This is a genomic window from Variovorax sp. FG153 (genome assembly GCF_057809595.1).
Genome location: NZ_JBMDKG010000045.1, coordinates 21092 through 39794, shown reverse-complemented (window position 1 = coordinate 39794; position 18703 = coordinate 21092). Strand labels below are relative to the sequence as shown.

The following is an 18703-nucleotide window of genomic DNA, read 5'->3' as shown; positions in this document are numbered from 1 at the left end:
TTCAGCGCGCCCCGAACTTCGCGTTCTCGAACAGGTCCTTGAACTCGCGCGGCTGCGAGCGCCAGTACTGCACGGGGGCCTTCACCCGCGCGCCGAGTTCGGCGGCCGCGTGCCAGGGCCAGCGCGGGTCGTAGAGGATCGCGCGCGCCAGCGAGATGGCGTCGGCCCTGCCCTCGGCGAGGATGGCCTCGGCCTGCCGCGCCTCGGTGATCAGGCCGACCGCGATCACCGGGATGCCGACCTCGGCCTTCACGCGTTCGGCGAACGGCACCTGGTAGCCCGCGCCCAGCGCGATCGCCTGCTTCGGCGACACGCCGCCGCTCGAGACATGGATGGCCGCGCAGCCGCGCGCCTCGAGTGCCCGGGCGAAGGCCACGGTGCCCTCGAGGTCCCAGCCGCCTTCCACCCAGTCGACCGCCGACACGCGCACCCACACGGGCCGCTCGGCCGGGAAGACGGCACGCACCGCGTCGAACACCTCGAGCGGAAAGCGCAGCCGGTTCTCGAGGCTGCCGCCGTAGGCGTCGTCGCGGTGGTTGGCCAGCGGCGACAGGAACTGGTGCAGCAGGTAGCCGTGCGCGGCATGGATCTCGATGCCCTCGATGCCGAGCCGCGCGGCACGGCGGGCGGCGACCACGAAGGCCTCGCGCACGCGCGCCAGGCCCTCGGTGTCGAGCGCGAGCGGCACGTCCTCGCCGAGCGCATGCGGCACGGCCGAGGGCGCGAAGGCCTTCCAGCCGCCGGGCTCGCCGGGGCGGATCTGCGCGCCGCCTTCCCAGGGCGCGCGGCTCGAGGCCTTGCGCCCGGCGTGGCCGAGCTGCATTGCCACGGGCATCGACGAATGGGCGCGCATGGCGGCGAGCACGCGTGCCAGGCCCTCCTCGTTGGCGTCCGAATAGAGACCGAGGTCGCCCGGCGTGATGCGGCCCTCGGCCTCGACCGCGGTGGCCTCGAGGATCAGCAGTCCCGCGCCCGACAGCGCGAGATGGCCGAGATGGATCAGGTGCCAGTCGCCCGGCGTGCCCTCGCTCGCCGAGTACTGGCACATCGGCGCGATCAGGATGCGGTTGTCGAGCGAGAGCGGGCCGATGCGCATCGGCTCGAAGAGGCGGGGGGTGTCGCTGCTCACGGTGTCGTGGCTCCAGGGGTGCGGTAGGTGCAGGGATTCTGCGGGGGCGGCGCGATCCTTGCCGCGGGCAGGGCGTTGGCCTTGCGGTTCAGGGCGGTATGGATCAGGAGCGCAGCCACCACCATCGCCATGCCCAGCAGTTCGTTCGCCGTGGGCAGGGTGCCGAGCGCCGCGCTCATCAGCAGCGCCGACACCGGCACGAAGTTGAGGAAGGCGGTGCCGGTGACGGCGCCGAGCGTGCGCACGCCATGGTTGAAGGCCAGCACCGAGGCGGCCGAGGGCACCACGCCGACGAACAGCAGCGCCTGCCACGACAGCCGCAGCCCTTCGAGGCTGGGCGCCGCCGACCAGCCGAGCAGCGCGGCACCGACCGCGGCCGCCAGCAGCACCGGCCACGCGGCCAGCACCGTGAGCGCGCTGTACTCGACCGCGTCGAGTTCGGGAAAGCGCGCCGCGCCGCGCGTGTACCAGACCCAGCCCAGGGTGCCGGCGAAGGCGATGGCGTCGCCGAACAGCGTGGCGTTGCCCGCGCCGCCATGACCGCCATGACCGCCATGACCGCCGATGAGACCCGAGACGATCGCCACGCCCGCGAGCGCCAGCGCGGTGGCGAGCAGCGCGGCGCGCGTGGGGCGCACGCCGTCGAGCAGCCAGCGCACGAGCTGCGTGGTCATCGGCGTGGTGGCGATGATCACCGCGCCGTGCGAGGGCACCGAGTGCGCGAGGCCGATCAGCAGCAGCACGCTGAACACCCCGAAGCCGGCCGCGCCGCGCAGCGCCAGCGCGCCCGCATGGCGGCGCAGCCTGCGCCAGGGCGCGGCGCCGCGCGGCAGCACCAGCAGCGCGAACAGCAGCGCCGACAGGCTGTAGCGGATCAGCGTGAACCACACGGGTTCGACGTGGTGAAGCACGCCCTTGCTGACGAGGAACAGGGAGCCCCAGCCGGAGGTGGCGAAGAGCAGGGCGGCGATGCCGTACAGGCGTTGGGATCGGGACATGGGGGGCTTTCGGACGATGAAGGAGTCGATGTGTCCGAGGATCGGGGCGGGGCCGCGCGAATGCCATTCGCTTCTTTGGAGCGGGCCCTCCGAAAAAACGAAGGGACCGCGCGCCGCCGCGCGCTCACAATCGGCCGCCATGGAGCTCTACCAGCTGAAGACCTTCGTCGCCATCGCCCGCGAGGGCAGCCTCACGCGCGCCGCCGAGCGCGTGTTCACCAGCGCGCCCGCCGTGAGCGCGCAGCTCAAGGCGCTCGAAGACGAGCTCGGCGTGCGCCTGTTCGAGCGCACGCCGCGCGGCATGACGCCCACGCCCGCGGGCCAGAGCCTGCTCGAGGAGGCCGAGCGCACGCTGGCCTCGGCGCTGCGCATGCGCTCGGCCGCCGAGCAGCTGCGCGGCGCCGCGCAGGGCGTGGTGCGCTTCGGCACCGTGGTCGACCCGGTCTCGCTGCGGCTCGGCGACGTGCTCGTGAAGCTGGCCGAGCGCCATCCGCAGGTCACGCTGCAACTGCGCCAGGGCCTGTCGTACGAGACCGCCTCGGCGGTCGAGCGCGGCGAGCTCGACTGTGCCTACACGCTGAGCGACGTGGCTTCGCGCGAAGGCCTGGCGCTGCACCGCCTGGCGCCGGTCGACCTGGTGGTCGTGCTCCCGCTGCCGATGGCCGACGCCCATCCGGGCCTGTCGCTCGAGACGCTCACCGAGCAGCCCTGGGTCGGCACGCCGCCCTCCTGCGTGCTGCGCGCGCACCTCGACCGCCTGTTCGCCGGTGCCGGCCGCGAGTACCGCCAGGGCCGCACCGCCGACAGCGAGAGCGCGGTGCGCAGCATGGTCGCGAGCGGCATGGGCGCGGGGCTGATGCGGCTCGACCAGGCCGAGCAGGGCGAGCGCCACGGCGAGCTCGCGATCTGGCCCGGCTGGCGCGCCCACACCTGGCTGTGCTGGATCGAACCGGCCGCGGGTGCGCGGGCGCCGGCGGTCGAGGTGGTGCGGCAGGCGGTGTTCGAGGCCTGGGGCGTCTGAGGCCTTTCGCCCCTGTGGCAAGGCGGCCCCTGTCAGCCTCCGGTCAGCGCGAAACGCCGGCACGCGGGTACGATGCGCGCGGCCTGCCGCTGGCGGGGTCTTCCTCCTTTCTCGCATGCCCGAACCGACCCTTTCTCTCGCCGAACTCCTGAACCGCGCCAGGCAGGCACTGGCGGGTCCCGAGGGCGTGCTGCCCGCGCTGCCGCCGGCCACGCCGGTCACCGGCAGCGTGGTCTTCCTCGCGATCGGCGAGGGCGGCAGCCGCGCGCGCGTGGTCTCGGGCCGCGGCGCCGATGCCGCGCAGGCCTGGGAGGAAGCGGCCGAGGCGCTGGCCGATGCCGCGCAGCGCGGCGAGCGGCCGCCGCAGCGGCTGCGCGCGGAGCTGGTCGAGCACGTGCTGCCGATGCACTGGGGCGAGTTCAAGGAACTGCTCGCGAAGACGCGGCGCAACTACTTCCAGCAGGGCGTGTCCTTCGACAGCCGCTTCGAGTTCGCGCTGCTCGCGCCCGAGGCCAACGGCAGCGCGGTCTTCTACGACGGCAGTGTGGACCACTGCCTGCCCAATCCCGGCAACCTGCGGCTGCACACCCGGCGCCGCTTCGGCAAGGAGCTCGACTTTCCCGACGACGATGCCGCGCCCGTGTGGTGCTTCACCACGCGCGCGGTCTACGTCGATGCGGGCGGCGCCTGGCCGATCGTGCCCGAGGGGCAGGAGGCCAACCTGCGCCGCCTCGACGACTGGAACGCCGCGCGGGTGCGCGGCATGGTGGAGGACGCCAGCCGCTATCTCGCGGCGCAGGTCAAGCCCACGGGCGAGTTCCACTACGGCTGGTTCCCCTGCTTCGACCGCGCCATCCCGACCTACAACACGCTGCGCCACGCGAGCTCGACCTATGCGCTGCTCGAGGCCTGGGAGCTCACGCGCGATGCCGCGCAGAAGGAGGCCATCGACCGCTCGCTGGCCTTCCTCGCGGGCTCGCTGATCCGGCCCGCGGTGCTGCCCGACGGCAGCCGCGCGGCCTTCCTGGTCGACGTCGCGCACGAGATCAAGCTCGGCGGCAACGCCGTCTGCCTGCTGGCCTTCGTCAAGTACACCGAGCTCACGGGCGACCGCCGCTTCCTGCCGCTGCTCGAGCAGCTCGCGCTCGGCATCCGCCACATGCAGGACCCCGAGAGCGGCCGCTTCGTGCACGTGCTGCACCGGCCCAGCCTCGCGGTGAAGGAGGCTTTCCGCGTCATCTATTACGACGGCGAGGCCGCGTTCGGCCTGATGCGGCTGTACGGCCTCACGCGCGATCCGCGCTGGCTCGCGATGGTCGAGAAGGCCTTCGACCACTTCATCGCCGCCGAGCACTGGCGCGCGCACGACCACTGGCTCGGCTACTGCGTCAACGAGCTCACGCGCCACCGGCCCGCGCTGCGCTACTACGAGTTCGGGCTGCGCAACGTGGCCGACTACCTCGACTTCGTGCTCGAACGCGTCACCACCTTCCCGACCCTGCTCGAGCTGATGATGGCCGCGCGCGAGATGGTGCTGCGCATCGAGGCCGATCCCGAACTGCGCCCCCTGCTCGAGGGCCTGGACCGCGACAAGTTCGAGCGCGCGCTCGAGCACCGCGCGCGCTACCTCGCGAACGGCCACTTCTGGCCCGAGCTCGCGATGTTCTTCCGCCATCCCGAGCGCATCGCGGGCGCGTTCTTCATCAAGCACCACAGCTTCCGCGTGCGCATCGACGACGTGGAGCACTACCTGTCGGGCTACGTGGCCTACCACCGGATGCTGAAGGCGCGCGAGGGCGGCGAGATCGCCGCGCCGTCCGTGCCGCAGGCCGCCTCGCAGGCGCCGGCCGACACGCCCGCGACGCGCACCGGCACCGTCGCCTTCGGCGGCGACGTGAACCTCGCCCGCCGCCTGCACTACCGGCGCCTCGAGCTCGGCGGCGCGCGCCGCATGCTCAGCGGCATCCCCGCGCTGCGCGAGGCCGACCTGCGCATCGTCAACCTCGAATGCGTGGTCGCCACCACCGGCGAGCAGGGCGTGGACAAGGGCGAGGCCGGCTCCTACTACTTCCGCGCGCGGCCCGAGATGCTGGACGTGCTCACCACCGCGCGCGTCGGCATCGTCGCCACCGCCAACAACCACAGCGGCGACTACGGTCCGGGCGCGCTGATGGAGCAGCAGTGGCACCTGCGCGCCGCGGGCATCGCCTGGGCCGGTTCCGGGCGCGACCTCGAGGCCGCGCTGCGCCCGGCCTTCGCGATGGCCGGCGAGGTGCGCGTGGCGCTGTTCTCGCTCGACGCCACCCAGCCCCAGTTCGCGGCCGGCCCCGACAGGCCCGGCGCCGCCTACCTGCCGCTCGACGAGCCCGTGGCCTGGACCGCGCTGCTCGCGCCGCGCATCGCGAAGGCGCGCGAGTCGGCCGACGTGGTGCTGGTGGCGGTGCACTGGGGCGACAACCTCGAGACCGAGCCCTCCGAGGCCGAGATCGCGGTCGGCCACGCGATCGTCGACGCGGACGCCGATGCCGTGCTCGGCACCTCGGCGCACGTGCTGCAGGGCATCGAGGTCTACCGCGGCCGGCCGATCGTGCACGACGCGGGCGACCTGCTGTTCGAGGCGGTGCGCAACGACTTCGTCGACGCGGGCGTGTTCACGCTCGCACTGAGCCCGCGCGGCGTCGAGCAGCTGGTCTTCACGCCGATCGGCGTGGGCTTCGGCCGCTCGCGCCAGTACGCGAACGAACGCGCGCGCGGCGCGGCCGCGCGCTTCGCGCGCCAGTGCGAGGCGCTGGGCACCGCCATGACGGTACAGCCCGAGGGCCGCTGCACGCTCGCGCTGGCGCCGCCCGAGCGCGCCTCGCGGCTCGCCGCCGACGCGCCCGCGCTGCCCGAGCAGGTGTTCGCGCGCGTCGCGCCGATGCTCGCGCCGCGGCCCGAATGGCTGGTCGACGTGCTGCCGCCCGATTCGCGCCACATCGCGCCGATGCGCTTCGGCCCGCTCGAGCTGCTCGGCATCCGCTGCACGCCGACGCAGATCTCGGGCCGCCGCATGCTGTGGGTCGAGTCGTTCTGGCGCGCGGTCGAACCGGTGGCCGACGACCTGCGCATCCAGTTCCGTGCCATGCCGATGCGCAGCACCCACATGCCGCCCTGGGGCGAGAGCATGGACCACGATCCCTGCGACTGGATGTGGCCCACCAGCCGCTGGCAGCCGGGGCGCATCCACCGCGACCGCTACGGACTGCGCCCGCCCGCGAGCAGCCTGCTGCGCAGCGACGTGCTGCAGCTCGAGGTGCGGGTGGTCGGCAGCGCCCGGCCCGCGCGCCTGGGCGAGGAGAGCGAGGAGACCGTGCCCGCGCCCGAATGGCCGGCGCGGCGCCTGCCCGTGTGGTGCGGGCTGCGTGCCTCGCAGGTGGCGCTGCCGCTGCCCGAACGGCCCGCGCCCGTGCTGTTCGCGCTGCGTCCCGGCGCGTCGGCCACGCCCGAGCCGGTGTGGACCGCCGAGGCGCTGCAGCGCATCACGCACGGCCAGTGGCTGGTCGAGCCGCCGCCCGGCTGGCTCGCGCGCTCGGTGGTGCGCGGGCCCAAGCACATGGAGCTGCTGCCGGCGCCGGCGCTGTTCGTCGCCTCCGACTACGAGACGCTGGCCGCGCACGAGCGCTACAGCCGGCCGCGCAGCACCGTCAACTGGGACCGCCACCTGCTGCTGCCCGGCCTGCAGGACCAGCTCGCGGGCGCGATCGTGCAGCACCCGGTCGAGGGCCTCGCGAGCGACTTCCCGCTGCTGCAGGTGGAGGATCCGATCCGTGCCCTGCTGCGCCTGGGCGCCGCCGCGCGCGAGCGCTACCGCGGCCTGCTGGTCGGCGTGACCGGCACCGTGGGCAAGTCCTCCACCATCGCGATGCTGCGCGACCTGCTGCCCGCGCAGGCGCGCGTGCACACCACCATCGACAACTACAACTCGCGCGTCGGCGTGCCGGCGATGCTGGCCAGCCTCGGGCCCGACGTCGACGTCTGCATCCTCGAGATGGCGCAGAGCTCGCTGTGGATGGACCGCGGCCCGATCTCGCTGATGGCGCGCCCGCACGTGGCGATCGTCACCGAGATCGGCCTGTCGCAGACCCGGCAGGCCGTGAGCGTCGAGCAGACGGCCGAATACAAGTCGCGCATCTTCCTCGGCCTGGAGCCCGGCGGCGTGGCGATCGTGCCCGACCACATCCCCTGCCTGCTGCCGGTGGTGCAGGCGGCCGCGCGCACCGCCGGCGCGGTCTGGGTGGTGGGGCCGGGGCCGCAGGCCGACGTGCGCGTGCTCGGCATCGAACCCGAGGGCCACGGCTGCCGCGTGCGCATCGCGCTGCGCGGGCGCACCCATTCCTACCTGTTCCCGGTCGCGAGCGAAGGGCTGGTGCGCAACTCCACGCTCTCGTTCGCGGCGCTGGTCGCGATGGGCTTCGATCCCGAGGCCGCCTGCGCGCGCATGCCCGGCGTGCGGCTGCCGGCCTCGGTGATGCAGGTGCATGCGCTGCGCACCGGCAACGGCGTGCAGGCCACGCTGATCGACGACAGCTGGAACGCCGAGGTGATGTCGATGCGCAATGCGATGGCGTTCGTGCGCGACTACGGACGCGGGAATGGTGCCACGCCGGTCGCGCGCCGCATCGCCATGCTCGGGCGCATCGTCAACCTCGACCACGAGGCCGAGGCCATGCACCGCAGCCTCGCGGCGCCGCTGCTGGCCTCGGGCATCGAGCACGTCGTGACGCACGGCCACGAGATGCGCTGGCTGCGCGAGGAGATGCCGGCCGCGATGCTGGGTCCGCACTTCGAGAGCGCGGCCGAGGCCGCCGGCTATCTCGGCGCCTTCCTGCGCGACGGCGACCTGCTGCTGGTGAAGGGCGACCGCGACCGCTCCGACTTCGGCGACATCCCCGAACTGCTGCAGAAGCTATGAACCTGCGTTCGACCGCCATGCTGCTGTGCGCGCTCGCCGTGGCGCTGGTGCAGGCGGCCTGCGCGCAGCGCGCCGAGATCCGGCCGCCCGCGATCCGCGCCATCGGCGACGAGGTGCTGCACTGGAACCAGCCGGCGGTGCGCGAGAACTGCCCCGAGGGCCGCTTCGGCTTCCTCTGGGTGCAGCCGGTCGAGGGGCCGGCCTGCATCCGCTATTTCGCGAGCGGCGACATCGAGGGCGCGCGCGTCGCCATCGTGCAGTTCTCGGGCGACCGCGATGCCGTGATGGACCAGCCGCCCGCGCGCATCTCGGGCAACACCGAGGCGCTGCGCACGGCCGATGCGCAGAAGAACCGAGACCGCGCCGGCGTGCCGTGGATCTTCGTCGCGCGGCCCGGCACCTACGGTTCCTCGGGCAACCACCGCCAGCGCCGCCAGCCGGTGGAGTTCCATGCGCTCGATGCCGCGCTCGACGCGCTGATGCAGCGCCACCGGATCCAGCGCCTGGTCATCCTCGGCCACAGCGGCGGTGCCACCGCGGGTGCCGCGCTGCTCACGCTGGGCCGCACGCGCGTGGCCTGCGCGGTGCTGACCTCGGGCGCCTACGGCCTGCTCGAGCGCGCGCGCCTGCTCGGGCGTTCGCGCGACGGGCGCACCGACACCACCGGCAGCACGCGCTTCTACGACCCGCTCGACCATGTCGACGGCGTGGTGCCCGATGCGGCGCGCCGCATCGTGCTGATCGGCAACCGCGAGGACCAGAACACGCCCTTCGCGCTGCAGGAGCGCTTCGCCGAGGCGCTGCAGCGCGCCGGCCATCGCGTGGAGATCCGCACCGCGGCCGCGGAGCCGCCCGACTTCCACGACCTCAAGGACCGCGCGGGGCCGAACGCCGCCGCGGCCTGCGCGCGCGAAGCCATGTACCCGGAACCGCGCGGCATGGAGCACTGAGCCCGGGCCGCTCCATTCACACCAGACGTCATTCGATGAGCGAACCGAGAATCTCCCAGCGCAGCTACGGCCGCATGCCCGACGGCCGGCCCGTCATCGAGTACACGCTCGACAACGGCCTCGGCCTGCGGCTGCAGGCGATCAACCTCGGCGGCATCGTCACCGCGCTGCTGGTGCCCGATCGCCAGGGCCGCGCCGCCAACGTGGTGCTGGGCCTGCCCGACCTCGCGGCCTACCTCGGGCCGCATCCGCACCTGGGCACCATCGTCGGCCGCTTCGCCAACCGCATCGCGGCCGGGCGCTTCGAGCTCGACGGGCAGGCGTACCAGCTCGCGCTCAACGACGGGCAGAACTCGCTGCACGGCGGAGCGCAGGGCTTCGGCAGGCGCTTCTGGAGCATCTACGCGCTGCCGGGCGAGCCCGGGCGCATCGGCATCGAGCTGCGCCATGTCAGCGCGCATGGCGACGAGGGCTACCCGGGCGAGCTGCGGCTCGCCGTGCGCTACGAGCTGAGCACCACGGCCAACACCTGGCGCATCGGCTACCGCGCCGAGACCGACCGGCCGACCGTGCTGAACCTGAGCCACCACGACTACTTCAACCTCGCGGGCGAGGGCAGCGCGATGGCGCACCGGCTCATGCTGCCGGCCAGCCGCTACTGCCCGGTCGATGCCACGCTGATCCCGACTGGGCTGGCCGAGGTCGAGGGCACGCCCTTCGACTTCCGGCAGCCGATGTCCATCGGCGAGCGCATCCGCGACGGCCATGCGCAGATGCTCGCCGCGCGCGGCTACGACCACAACTGGGTGCTCGACCGCGCGCAGGAACGCGACGGCCTCGCGCTGGCCGCGCGGCTGGTGCACGAGGCCTCGGGCCGCACGATGGAGGTGCACACCACCGAGCCCGGCGTGCAGTTCTATTCGGGCAACTTCCTCGACGGCAGCCTGCTGGGCAGCGGTGGCGCGGCGATTCGCCAGGGCGACGGCCTGTGCCTGGAGACGCAGCACTTCCCCGATTCGCCGAACCGGCCGGAATTTCCCTCCACGGTGCTGCGGCCCGGCGAGGTGTTCCGCAGCGTGACCGAGCACCGTTTCGGCATCGCCTGAAGCCCGGCGCCGGGCTCAGGCGGCCGACAGCCGGTCGTCGGGCACCGTGCCGAAATCCGTCAGCGCGAAATCCTCGGGCACGTGCACGGCGCGCGCATCGCGCCGCAGCAGGCCGCGCTGTTCCATGGCGCGCATGGTCTTGTTGACCACCTCGCGCGACAGCCCCGAGTACGAGGCGATCATCGATTGCGAGATGCGCTTGTCGAAGCCGCCCGCATGCGCCGGCGCCAGCTGCGTGAGCTGGTGCAGCACGTGGCCCACCAGCGCGCCCGAGGACAGCGTGGAGACGCGCCGCAGCCGTCCGCGCAGCAGGGCCAGCCGCTTCGCGACCAGGCCCAGCAGGCGCAGCGCGATCTCGGGCCGGCGCGCGCACAGCTCGCGCAGCGCCGCCGCCGACACCAGGTGCACCGACGAGGGCAATGCGGCGACCAGCGCCTGCGTCGAGCGGTAGCGATCCTCCGGCAGCCCGAGATCGAGGAAGAAGTCGTCGGCGCGGATGAACTCGCTCGTGAAGTCGGCGCCCGGCGTGCGGCCGCGCGCCACCACGCGCAGCAGTCCGCTCGCCACGCAGTAGACGCGGTCGGTGTCTTCGCCGGCCTCGAGCACGGTCTCGTTGCGCCGGAAGTAGCGCAGCTCGCTGTGGCGGGTCAGCCATTCCCGTTCCGCCATCGGAAGGCCGGCCGTGAGGGGATGCAGGTACATGGCCGCGATGATTGGCGAGCGCGGCCGCCGCGTCTTCTCATTGCGCGCAGGCGCCCCGCGGCGAAACGATCAGTGGCCGCCGGCCCGTGCCCGCGCGTCGCGCGGCGTCATGGCGTAAGCGGCGCGGAAGGCGCGGTAGAAGGTCGCGAGGCTGTCGAAGCCGCTGCGGTAGGCGATGTCGGTGACCGAGCGTTCCGGTGCCGCCGCCAGCTGCCGCGAGGCGTCGGCGAGCCGCAGCGCCGTCAGCGTGCGCGCGAACGAATGGCCGGTGGGCTCGAACAGCACGTGCACCTGGCGCAGCGAGATGCCCAGTTCGCGTGCCACGCCCGAGGGCGAGAGTTCGGGCAGCCGCAGGTCGCGCTGCAGGATCTCGCGCGCCGCGTGCAGCAGGCCCGCGCGCAGCGCGGCACGGCTCTCGGGCAAGCCCGGCGCGAGGCGGCCGCGCGCCAGCAGCGTCAGCCGCACGGCATGCACCACCTCGGCCCCGGCGTTGGCGAGTTCACCGGGTCGCGTCGTCAGCGCGCGGAACAGCGCCAGCAGCGGTCGCGCGAAGGCGGCCGTGCGCGTGAGCGGTGCCGCGAACAGGTCGTCGGCGCGCGCGCCCAGCAGCATGCCGGGCGCGAGCGGTATGCGCAGCGAGCGGAAGTCGAAGCCGTCGCCGCGGATCGGCGTGGCCTCGAACGGCAGGTCGGCATGGTGGACCACGAGGTCGCCCTCGCGCACCAGCAGGGGTTCGCCGCGGCCGCTGCCGACCCAGCCCGGGCCGCGCACCTGCAGGCCGATGCACAGGCTCTGGCCCGCGACGCGCGCGATGTCGGCGCGCGTGCGGCTCACGCGGTAGGAGGAGGCGCGCAGCTCGGAGACGCTGGCGCAGATGCTCGCGTCGCCGACCGGCGTGGAGAGGAAGTGCCCTTCGAAGGCCGTGCGCCGTTCGCGCGGCACCTCGATCGTGACGCCGAACAGGTGCTTGCCGCGGACTTCGCACCAATGGTCGAAGCGGTCCTGCGGGCGGAGGTCGTCGGTCGAGAAATGCAGCATGGCCGTCGGAGCGAAGCGACGGATTCTCCGGCGACTTCGCGTCGCCGGCATGGCAATCCCCGGTGTCCGTGGGGCCGACGGGGTCGGGTCAGCCCGCGAACAGGTTCGCCGCTACGCCAGGGCCGTCGATGCGCACCGCGAACAAACCGCCGGCCAGCGGCTCGGCGGCGAGCTGCGCCTCGCTGCGGCCGTTGCGCGCGGTCGAGATGTAGAGCGTGCGCAGGTCGGGGCCGCCGAAGGCGCAGTCGGTGACGTTGCCCGCGGGCAGCGCGATGCGCGCGAGTTCCCGCGCGCTCACCGGATCGTGGCAGCTCACGCAGGCGCCGTCCCAGTGCGCGATCCACAGCCGGCCGGCCGCGTCGGTGGTCATGCCGTCGGGCAGGCCGTCGGGCAGGCCGTCGGTGGCGGGGAAGCGGTGCCAGAGGCGGCGGTTCGACACCGTGCCGGCCTCCATGTCGAAGTCGTAGGCGTAGAGATGGTTGAGCACCGTGTTGTTGAAGTACAGAGTGCGGCCATCGGCCGACCAGGTCGGGCCGTTCGTGACCTCGAAGCCGTCGTCGTGACGGCCGCAGCGGCCGTCGCCGTCGAAGCGGTAGAGCGCGCCGGTGGGCGCCTTGCAGTCGAAGTCCATGCTGCCGCCCCAGAAGCGGCCGCGCGCGTCGCACTTGCCGTCGTTGAAGCGGTTGCCCGCGCGCTCGGGCTCGGGCTGGTGCAGGTAGGCGGGCGAGGCGGTCTCGTCCTCGGGCGCCGTCGCGGGATCGAAGAAGGCGAAGCCGCGGCGCAGCGTGATCACCAGGCCCGCGGCGGCGGCGCGCTCGGCGATGGCCGTGATCTCCTCGGCGAAGCGCCAGCTCCGGCGCTCGCCGCTCGCGGGGTGGAAGCGGAACAGCCGCGGCGTGAGGATGTCGATCCAGTAGAGCGCCTGTTCGCGCGGCGACCACATCGTGCCTTCGCCGAGGTTGGCGCCGGCATCCCAGATGCATTCGGGCGTGCCGAGGATCGTCGGCGCGGGGAGGGGGCTTGTCTCTGCGGCGGTCATGCGTGCCTTCTTGGTTGGGTGCCTCGTGGCGGGTCTTCTTGACGCCGCGGATCGTATCAAGGCATATTGATAACTGAAATAAAAAACAATGGCATGTATTGATATTCAATTTGCAATGAATCAAGACCACCCCGTCCGGAGACCTCCTTGACCGCTTCCTCCTCCCTTGCCATCCACCCCAGCCTCTCGGGCCGCACCGTGTTCGTCACGGGCGGCGGCAGCGGCATCGGCGCGGCCATCGTGTCGGCCTTCGCCGCGCAGGGCGCCAGGGTGGCTTTCGTCGACATCGCCGAAGCCGCCAGCGCCGAACTCGCGCAGCGCATCGCACAGGCCGGCCACGTGGCGCCCTGGTGGCGTGCCTGCGACGTGCGCGACATCGCCGCGCTGCAGGCCGCCATCGCCGATGCGGCGGCCGAACTCGGCGACTTCGCCGTGCTGGTCAACAACGTCGCGAGCGACGACCGCCACACGCTCGAGTCGGTCACGCCCGACTACTACGACAACCGCATGGCGATCAACGAGCGCCCCGCGCTGTTCGCGATCCAGTCGGTGGTGCCGGGCATGAAGCGCCTGGGCGCGGGTTCGATCGTCAACCTCGGCTCCACCGGCTGGCAGACCAAGGGCTCGGGCTACCCCTGCTACGCGATCGCCAAGTCCTCGGTCAACGGCCTCACGCGCGGGCTCGCGGTGGAACTGGGCCGCGACCGCATCCGCATCAACACCGTCTCGCCCGGCTGGGTGATGACCGAGCGCCAGGTCGCGCTGTGGCTCGACGCCGAGGGCGAGCAGGCCCTGAAGCGCAACCAGTGCCTGCCCGACAGGCTGATGCCCGAGGACATCGCGCGCATGGTGCTGTTCCTGGCCTCGGACGATGCGCGGATGTGCACGGCGCAGGAGTTCACCGTGGATGCCGGGTGGACCTGAGAGAGACAGCCGAACAGCCGGACGCAGAGGACGCGAAGGTTTCGCGAAGAGCGCGAAAGGAATACCAAATTTTTTGAGGTCTCTTTTGCGTACTTCGCGAAACCTTCGCGTTCTTCGCGTCCGGCTGCCCGCCCCCGAATTCAGTCGATCTCGAGCTTGCGCCCGTAGACGCCCAGGCTCGCCGTCTTCAGCGCCTTCATCATCACCTTGGCCGCCGGCGACAGCAGCCGGTCGGTGCGCGTGATGATGCCGAAGGCGTCCATGTGGCAGGGCATGTCCAGCGGCAGCAGCGACACGATGCCGTGCGCGGCGTAGTAGCGCGCCACGTCGGTCGCCAGCACCGCCACCATGTCGCTCTGCTGCAGCATGCGCGTGATGAACAGCAGCGCCGAGCTTTCGATAGTGTTGATCGGCGGCTGCAGCCCCTCCTCCTGGAACATCAGCTCGAAGCGATGCCGCAGCACGCTGCCGGCCGGCGGCACGATCCAGCCCTCGCCGACCACGTCGCGCAGCGTGAGGCCGCTCACGCCCAGCAGCGGATGGCCGGGGCGCACCAGCGCGCACACCGGCTCCTCGGTCAGCGCCTCGTAGCGCAGCTGCGACTTGTCGTGCTCGGCGAACAGCCGCGCCACCAGGATGTCGAGCTTGCCCTGCTCGAGCCGCTCGATCAGCACCGGGCTGGTCTCGATCTCGAGCGAGATCCGCAGCTGGGGCTGCTCGCGCTTGACCATCGCCACCGCGGGCGGCAGCAGCGTGAGGCCGGGCGCGGTGATCGCGCCCACGCTCACCTGGCCGAAGCGGCCGGCCTTGAGCGCGGTGAGCTCGTCGTGCGCCTGGTTCAGGCTCGCGAGCGCCACCCGCGCGTGGCGGATCATGGTCTCGCCGTACCAGGTCGGCCGCATGCCGCGCGGCAGCCGCTCGAACAGCGGCACCTCGAGCACGTCCTCCAGGTCCTTGAGCAGCTTGGAGGCCGCCGGCTGCGTCATGTTGAGCACCTGCGCGGCGCGGTGGATGTTGCCTTCCTCGGCCAGTGCCACCAGCAGCAGCAGCTGGCGCGTCTTGAGCCGCGCGCGGATAAACCAATGGGTGTAGTTCGTCATGAAGGCTGAGAACCTCGGTTCGCCCGGGTTTTCCAGAATGTCTCGATCGATATTCATTTTGTCGAAAAAATGATTGGATCGATATCCGTTTCATTCCTAGACTGCCGCCCACCCCCCACAACAACAGAGACAAGGTCGGCGCCACGGTGTTCCACGGCGAGATCCATCAGAACGTGCGGCAGTACATCAACGGCCGCTGGGAAACCAGCGCGACCACCGGTGTGAGCACCAATCCCTCGGACACCAGCGAAGTGGTGGCCGAGTACGCACGGGCCGACCGCCGCCAGACCGACGCGGCGATCCGCGCCGCCTCCGACGCCTTCCCCCACTGGAGCCACAGCACGCCGCAGCGCCGCGCCGACGTGCTCGACCGCATCGGCGCCGAGCTGCTGGCGCGCAAGGACGAGCTGGGCCTGCTGCTGGCGCGCGAGGAGGGCAAGGTGCTGCCCGAGGCCGTGGCCGAGGTGGCGCGCGCGGGCCAGGTGTTCAAGTTCTTCGCGGGCGAGGCCTTCCGTGGCGGCGCGGGCGCCGGCGGCGGCGAGAGCCTCGCCTCGGCGCGCGCGGGCGTGCAGGTCGACGTCACGCGCGAGCCGCTCGGCGTGGTCGGCCTGATCGCGCCCTGGAACGCGCCTTTCGCGGTGCCGGCCTGGAAGATCGCGCCCGCGCTCGCGCATGGCAACAGCGTGGTGTTCAAGCCGGCCGAGCGGGTGCCGGCCTGCGGCTGGGCGCTGGCCGAGATCATCAGCCGCGCCGCGCTGCCCGCGGGCGTGTTCAACCTCGTGATGGGCAGCGGCCGCGAGGTCGGCCAGGCGCTGGTCGACAGCCCGCACGTCGACGCGCTGAGCTTCACCGGCTCGGCCGCCGTCGGCGAGCGCGTGCTGCGCGGCGCCACCGCGCGCCGGGCCCGGGTGCAGCTCGAGATGGGCGGCAAGAACGCGCTGGTGGTGCTGGCCGACGCCGACCTCGAGCGCGCGGTCGACTGCGCGGTGCAGGGCGCCTACTTCTCGGCCGGCCAGCGCTGCACGGCCTCGAGCCGGCTGATCGTCGAGGCCTCGGTGCACGATGCCTTCGTGGCGCGGCTGCGCGAGCGGCTCAAGGCGCTGCGCGTGGGCCATGCGCTCGAGCGCGGCGTGGAGATCGGCCCGGTGGCCGACGCCGAACGGCTCGCGGGGCATCTCGCCTGGGTCGACATCGCGCGCGCCGAGGGCGCCGAGCATGTCTGGGGCGGCGAAGCGCTGGAGCGCGCCACCACCGGTCACTACATGAGCCCGGCGCTGTTCCTGGCCGAGCCCGGCCACCGCATCGCGCGCGAGGAGATCTTCGGCCCGCTGGCCTGCGTGCTGCGCGCCACCGACTACGAGCATGCGCTCGCGCTGTGCAACGACACGCCGTTCGGCCTGTGCGCCGGCATCTGCACCAACTCGCTGAAGCACGCGATGCATTTCAGGCGCCATGCCGAGGTCGGCATGACCATGGTCAACCTGCCGACCGCGGGCGTGGACTTCCACGTGCCCTTCGGCGGCCGCAAGGGCTCGGGCTACGGCCCGCGCGAGCAGGGACGCCAGGCCGCCGAGTTCTACACGCAGGTCAAGACCGGCTACATGCTGGCCTGACCCGCACCCAGGTCCCCCTAAGGTTTCCGACAAGCAGCCCCCCATCCACAACAGGAGACGACCCATGACCATGAACCGCCGCACCCTCAACGCCGCGCTCGCCGCCGCCGCCCTCGGCGGTCTGCTGCCGGCTTCCGTCCTCGCGCAGAAGAAGCTCGTGCTGGGCTTCGCGCAGGTCGGCGCCGAAAGCGAATGGCGCACCGCCAACACCGAGTCGATCAAGGCCTCGGCCAAGGAGGCGGGCATCGAGCTCAAGTTCTCCGACGCGCAGCAGAAGCAGGAGAACCAGATCAAGGCGATCCGTTCGTACATCGCGCAGAAGGTCGACGTGATCGCCTTCTCGCCCGTGGTCGAGTCGGGCTGGGACACGGTGCTGCGCGAGGCCAAGGCCGCGAAGATCCCGGTGGTGCTGACCGACCGCTCCGTCAACAGCAAGGACGACACGCTCTACGTGACCTTCATGGGCTCGGACTTCGTCGAGGAGGGCCGCAAGGCCGGCCGCTGGCTGGTCGAGAAGATGAAGGACCAGAAGGGCGAGGTCAACATCGTCGAGCTGCAGGGCACGGTGGGCTCGGCGCCCGCCATCGACCGCAAGAAGGGCTTCGAGGAAATCATCAAGGCCGACCCGAAGTTCAAGATCGTGCGCTCGCAGACCGGCGACTTCACGCGCGCCAAGGGCAAGGAGGTGATGGAAGCCTTCCTCAAGGCCGAGGGCAAGAAGATCAACGTGCTCTACGCGCACAACGACGACATGGCGATCGGCGCGATCCAGGCCATCGAGGAGGCCGGCCTCAAGCCCGCGAAGGACATCGTGATCATCTCCATCGACGGCGTGAAGGGCGCCTTCGAGGCCATGATCGCCGGCAAGCTCAACGTCTCGGTCGAATGCAGCCCGCTGCTGGGCCCGCAGCTGATGCAGGCGGTGAAGGACATCAAGGCCGGCAAGACGCTGCCCAAGCGCATCGTGACCGAGGAGGGCATCTTCCCGATGGAAGTGGCCGCCAAGGAATTCCCGAACCGCAAGTACTGAGGACGACCATGAAGCGCAACTTCCTCAAGGCGGCCGTGGCGGGCCTCGCGCTCGCCGCCGCCGGCGTCGCGCCGCTGGCCCGGGCGCAGGACAAGGGCCTGATCGCGATCTCGATGCCCACCAAGTCCTCGGCGCGCTGGATCGCCGATGGCGCCAACATGGTCAAGTACTTCAAGGAGAAGGGGTACAAGACCGACCTGCAGTACGCCGACGACGACATCCCGAACCAGCTCGCGCAGGTCGAGAACATGGTGACCAAGGGCTCGAAGGTGCTGGTGATCGCGGCCATCGACGGCACCACGCTGTCCGACGTGCTGCAGAAGGCTGCCGACAAGGGCGTGAAGGTGATCGCCTACGACCGGCTCATCAAGGGCTCGAAGAACGTCGACTACTACGCCACCTTCGACAACTTCCAGGTCGGCGTGCTGCAGGCGCAGTCGATCGAGAAGGCGCTCGACCTCAAGGCCGGCAAGGGACCGTTCAACATCGAGCTGTTCGGCGGCTCGCCCGACGACAACAACGCCTTCTTCTTCTACAACGGCGCGATGTCGGTGCTCGACCCCTACATCAAGAGCGGCAAGCTGGTGGTGCGCAGCAAGCAGATGGGCATGGACAAGGTCGGCACCCTGCGCTGGGACGGCGCGGTGGCGCAGGCGCGCATGGACAACCTGCTGTCGGCCTTCTACACCAAGGAGCGCGTCGACGCGGTGCTCTCGCCCTACGACGGACTGTCGATCGGCATCCTGTCCTCGCTCAAGGGCGTGGGCTACGGCTCGGGCTCGCAGCCGATGCCGGTGGTGTCGGGGCAGGACGCCGAGATTCCCTCGGTGAAGTCGATCCTGCGCAAGGAGCAGAGCTCGACCGTGTTCAAGGACACGCGCGAGCTCGCCAAGGTCACGGTGGCGATGGTCGACGCCATGCTCTCGGGCAAGACGCCCGAGGTCAACGACACCAAGACCTACAACAACGGCGTCAAGGTCGTGCCCTCGTACCTGCTCAAGCCGGTCAGCGTCGACGGCAGCAACTGGAAGCAGGTGCTGGTCGACAGCGGCTACTACAAGGAAAGCCAGGTCAAGTGAACGAGCGCGACGCGCACGGCGGC

At 71.7% G+C, this 18703-nt stretch carries 14 protein-coding genes; 8 read left to right on the top strand and 6 right to left on the bottom strand.

The window, feature by feature from the left end; all coding sequences use genetic code 11:
- Window position 1: 1 nt before the first annotated feature.
- The gene (locus ACODT0_RS33405) at window positions 2-1096 is read right to left on the bottom strand and encodes an NADH:flavin oxidoreductase/NADH oxidase (RefSeq protein WP_489043232.1); all 1095 of its coding nucleotides are present in this window, start codon (window positions 1094-1096) and stop codon (window positions 2-4) included.
- A 29-nt stretch (window positions 1097-1125) separates the two neighbouring features.
- Window positions 1126-2127 (bottom strand): DMT family transporter, encoded by a 1002-nt coding sequence (locus ACODT0_RS33400; protein ID WP_489043224.1) that lies wholly within the window; start codon window positions 2125-2127, stop codon window positions 1126-1128.
- Between the two features lie 139 nt (window positions 2128-2266).
- Here ACODT0_RS33400 and ACODT0_RS33395 point away from each other — a divergent pair, with 139 nt between their 5' ends.
- The 4 genes from ACODT0_RS33395 to ACODT0_RS33380 all read left to right on the top strand — a co-directional run bounded on the left by ACODT0_RS33395 (window position 2267) and on the right by ACODT0_RS33380 (window position 10155).
- Window positions 2267-3148 (top strand): LysR family transcriptional regulator, encoded by an 882-nt coding sequence (locus tag ACODT0_RS33395; protein WP_261216604.1) that lies wholly within the window; start codon window positions 2267-2269, stop codon window positions 3146-3148.
- A 115-nt stretch (window positions 3149-3263) separates the two neighbouring features.
- Window positions 3264-8099, top strand: coding sequence for a CapA family protein (locus tag ACODT0_RS33390; protein ID WP_489043223.1), 4836 nt, complete (start codon window positions 3264-3266; stop codon window positions 8097-8099).
- On the top strand, window positions 8096-9049 hold the full coding sequence (locus ACODT0_RS33385) for an alpha/beta hydrolase family protein (RefSeq protein WP_489043221.1): 954 nt from the start codon (window positions 8096-8098) through the stop codon (window positions 9047-9049). The genes ACODT0_RS33390 and ACODT0_RS33385 overlap by 4 nt, the downstream gene beginning before the upstream one ends.
- 35 nt (window positions 9050-9084) lie before the next feature.
- Window positions 9085-10155, top strand: coding sequence for an aldose epimerase family protein (locus ACODT0_RS33380; protein ID WP_489043220.1), 1071 nt, complete (start codon window positions 9085-9087; stop codon window positions 10153-10155).
- A gap of 15 nt (window positions 10156-10170) precedes the next feature.
- Here ACODT0_RS33380 and ACODT0_RS33375 read toward each other — a convergent pair whose 3' ends face one another.
- The 3 genes from ACODT0_RS33375 to ACODT0_RS33365 form a co-directional block, all read right to left on the bottom strand.
- Entirely contained in the window at window positions 10171-10857 is a 687-nt protein-coding gene (locus tag ACODT0_RS33375) for a Crp/Fnr family transcriptional regulator (protein ID WP_057594587.1), read from the bottom strand.
- A gap of 69 nt (window positions 10858-10926) precedes the next feature.
- A complete protein-coding gene (locus ACODT0_RS33370) occupies window positions 10927-11895 on the bottom strand; it encodes an AraC family transcriptional regulator (protein WP_057594588.1) in 969 nt (322 codons plus the stop codon).
- An 88-nt stretch (window positions 11896-11983) separates the two neighbouring features.
- On the bottom strand, window positions 11984-12934 hold the full coding sequence (locus ACODT0_RS33365) for an SMP-30/gluconolactonase/LRE family protein (RefSeq protein WP_489043219.1): 951 nt from the start codon (window positions 12932-12934) through the stop codon (window positions 11984-11986).
- Window positions 12935-13081: 147 nt separating this feature from the next.
- Between ACODT0_RS33365 and ACODT0_RS33360 the strand changes: the two genes are divergently transcribed.
- Window positions 13082-13858, top strand: coding sequence for an SDR family NAD(P)-dependent oxidoreductase (locus ACODT0_RS33360; RefSeq protein WP_261216612.1), 777 nt, complete (start codon window positions 13082-13084; stop codon window positions 13856-13858).
- Between the two features lie 140 nt (window positions 13859-13998).
- Here the strand turns inward: ACODT0_RS33360 and ACODT0_RS33355 are convergent, their stop codons facing one another.
- Window positions 13999-14958: a LysR family transcriptional regulator gene (locus tag ACODT0_RS33355; protein ID WP_057594591.1), complete on the bottom strand. Its 960-nt coding sequence runs from the start codon at window positions 14956-14958 to the stop codon at window positions 13999-14001.
- A gap of 146 nt (window positions 14959-15104) precedes the next feature.
- Here ACODT0_RS33355 and ACODT0_RS33350 point away from each other — a divergent pair, with 146 nt between their 5' ends.
- The 3 genes from ACODT0_RS33350 to chvE all read left to right on the top strand — a co-directional run bounded on the left by ACODT0_RS33350 (window position 15105) and on the right by chvE (window position 18680).
- Entirely contained in the window at window positions 15105-16571 is a 1467-nt protein-coding gene (locus ACODT0_RS33350) for an aldehyde dehydrogenase family protein (RefSeq protein WP_261216614.1), read from the top strand.
- Window positions 16572-16635: 64 nt separating this feature from the next.
- Entirely contained in the window at window positions 16636-17601 is a 966-nt protein-coding gene (locus ACODT0_RS33345; protein ID WP_057594593.1) for an ABC transporter substrate-binding protein, read from the top strand.
- An 8-nt stretch (window positions 17602-17609) separates the two neighbouring features.
- Window positions 17610-18680: a multiple monosaccharide ABC transporter substrate-binding protein gene (chvE, locus tag ACODT0_RS33340; protein WP_261216616.1), complete on the top strand. Its 1071-nt coding sequence runs from the start codon at window positions 17610-17612 to the stop codon at window positions 18678-18680.
- The last annotated feature ends 23 nt before the right edge of the window (window positions 18681-18703 follow it).

What these genes read in the sequence shown, in the direction of transcription:
- ACODT0_RS33405 (WP_489043232.1), bottom strand. Translation starts at nt 1,096, where the DNA reads ATGCGCATCGGCCCGCTCTCGCTCGACAACCGCATCCTGATCGCGCCG.
- ACODT0_RS33400 (WP_489043224.1), bottom strand. Translation starts at nt 2,127, where the DNA reads ATGTCCCGATCCCAACGCCTGTACGGCATCGCCGCCCTGCTCTTCGCC.
- ACODT0_RS33395 (WP_261216604.1), top strand. Translation starts at nt 2,267, where the DNA reads ATGGAGCTCTACCAGCTGAAGACCTTCGTCGCCATCGCCCGCGAGGGC.
- ACODT0_RS33390 (WP_489043223.1), top strand. Translation starts at nt 3,264, where the DNA reads ATGCCCGAACCGACCCTTTCTCTCGCCGAACTCCTGAACCGCGCCAGG.
- ACODT0_RS33385 (WP_489043221.1), top strand. Translation starts at nt 8,096, where the DNA reads ATGAACCTGCGTTCGACCGCCATGCTGCTGTGCGCGCTCGCCGTGGCG.
- ACODT0_RS33380 (WP_489043220.1), top strand. Translation starts at nt 9,085, where the DNA reads ATGAGCGAACCGAGAATCTCCCAGCGCAGCTACGGCCGCATGCCCGAC.
- ACODT0_RS33375 (WP_057594587.1), bottom strand. Translation starts at nt 10,857, where the DNA reads ATGTACCTGCATCCCCTCACGGCCGGCCTTCCGATGGCGGAACGGGAA.
- ACODT0_RS33370 (WP_057594588.1), bottom strand. Translation starts at nt 11,895, where the DNA reads ATGCTGCATTTCTCGACCGACGACCTCCGCCCGCAGGACCGCTTCGAC.
- ACODT0_RS33365 (WP_489043219.1), bottom strand. Translation starts at nt 12,934, where the DNA reads ATGACCGCCGCAGAGACAAGCCCCCTCCCCGCGCCGACGATCCTCGGC.
- ACODT0_RS33355 (WP_057594591.1), bottom strand. Translation starts at nt 14,958, where the DNA reads ATGACGAACTACACCCATTGGTTTATCCGCGCGCGGCTCAAGACGCGC.
- ACODT0_RS33345 (WP_057594593.1), top strand. Translation starts at nt 16,636, where the DNA reads ATGACCATGAACCGCCGCACCCTCAACGCCGCGCTCGCCGCCGCCGCC.
- chvE (WP_261216616.1), top strand. Translation starts at nt 17,610, where the DNA reads ATGAAGCGCAACTTCCTCAAGGCGGCCGTGGCGGGCCTCGCGCTCGCC.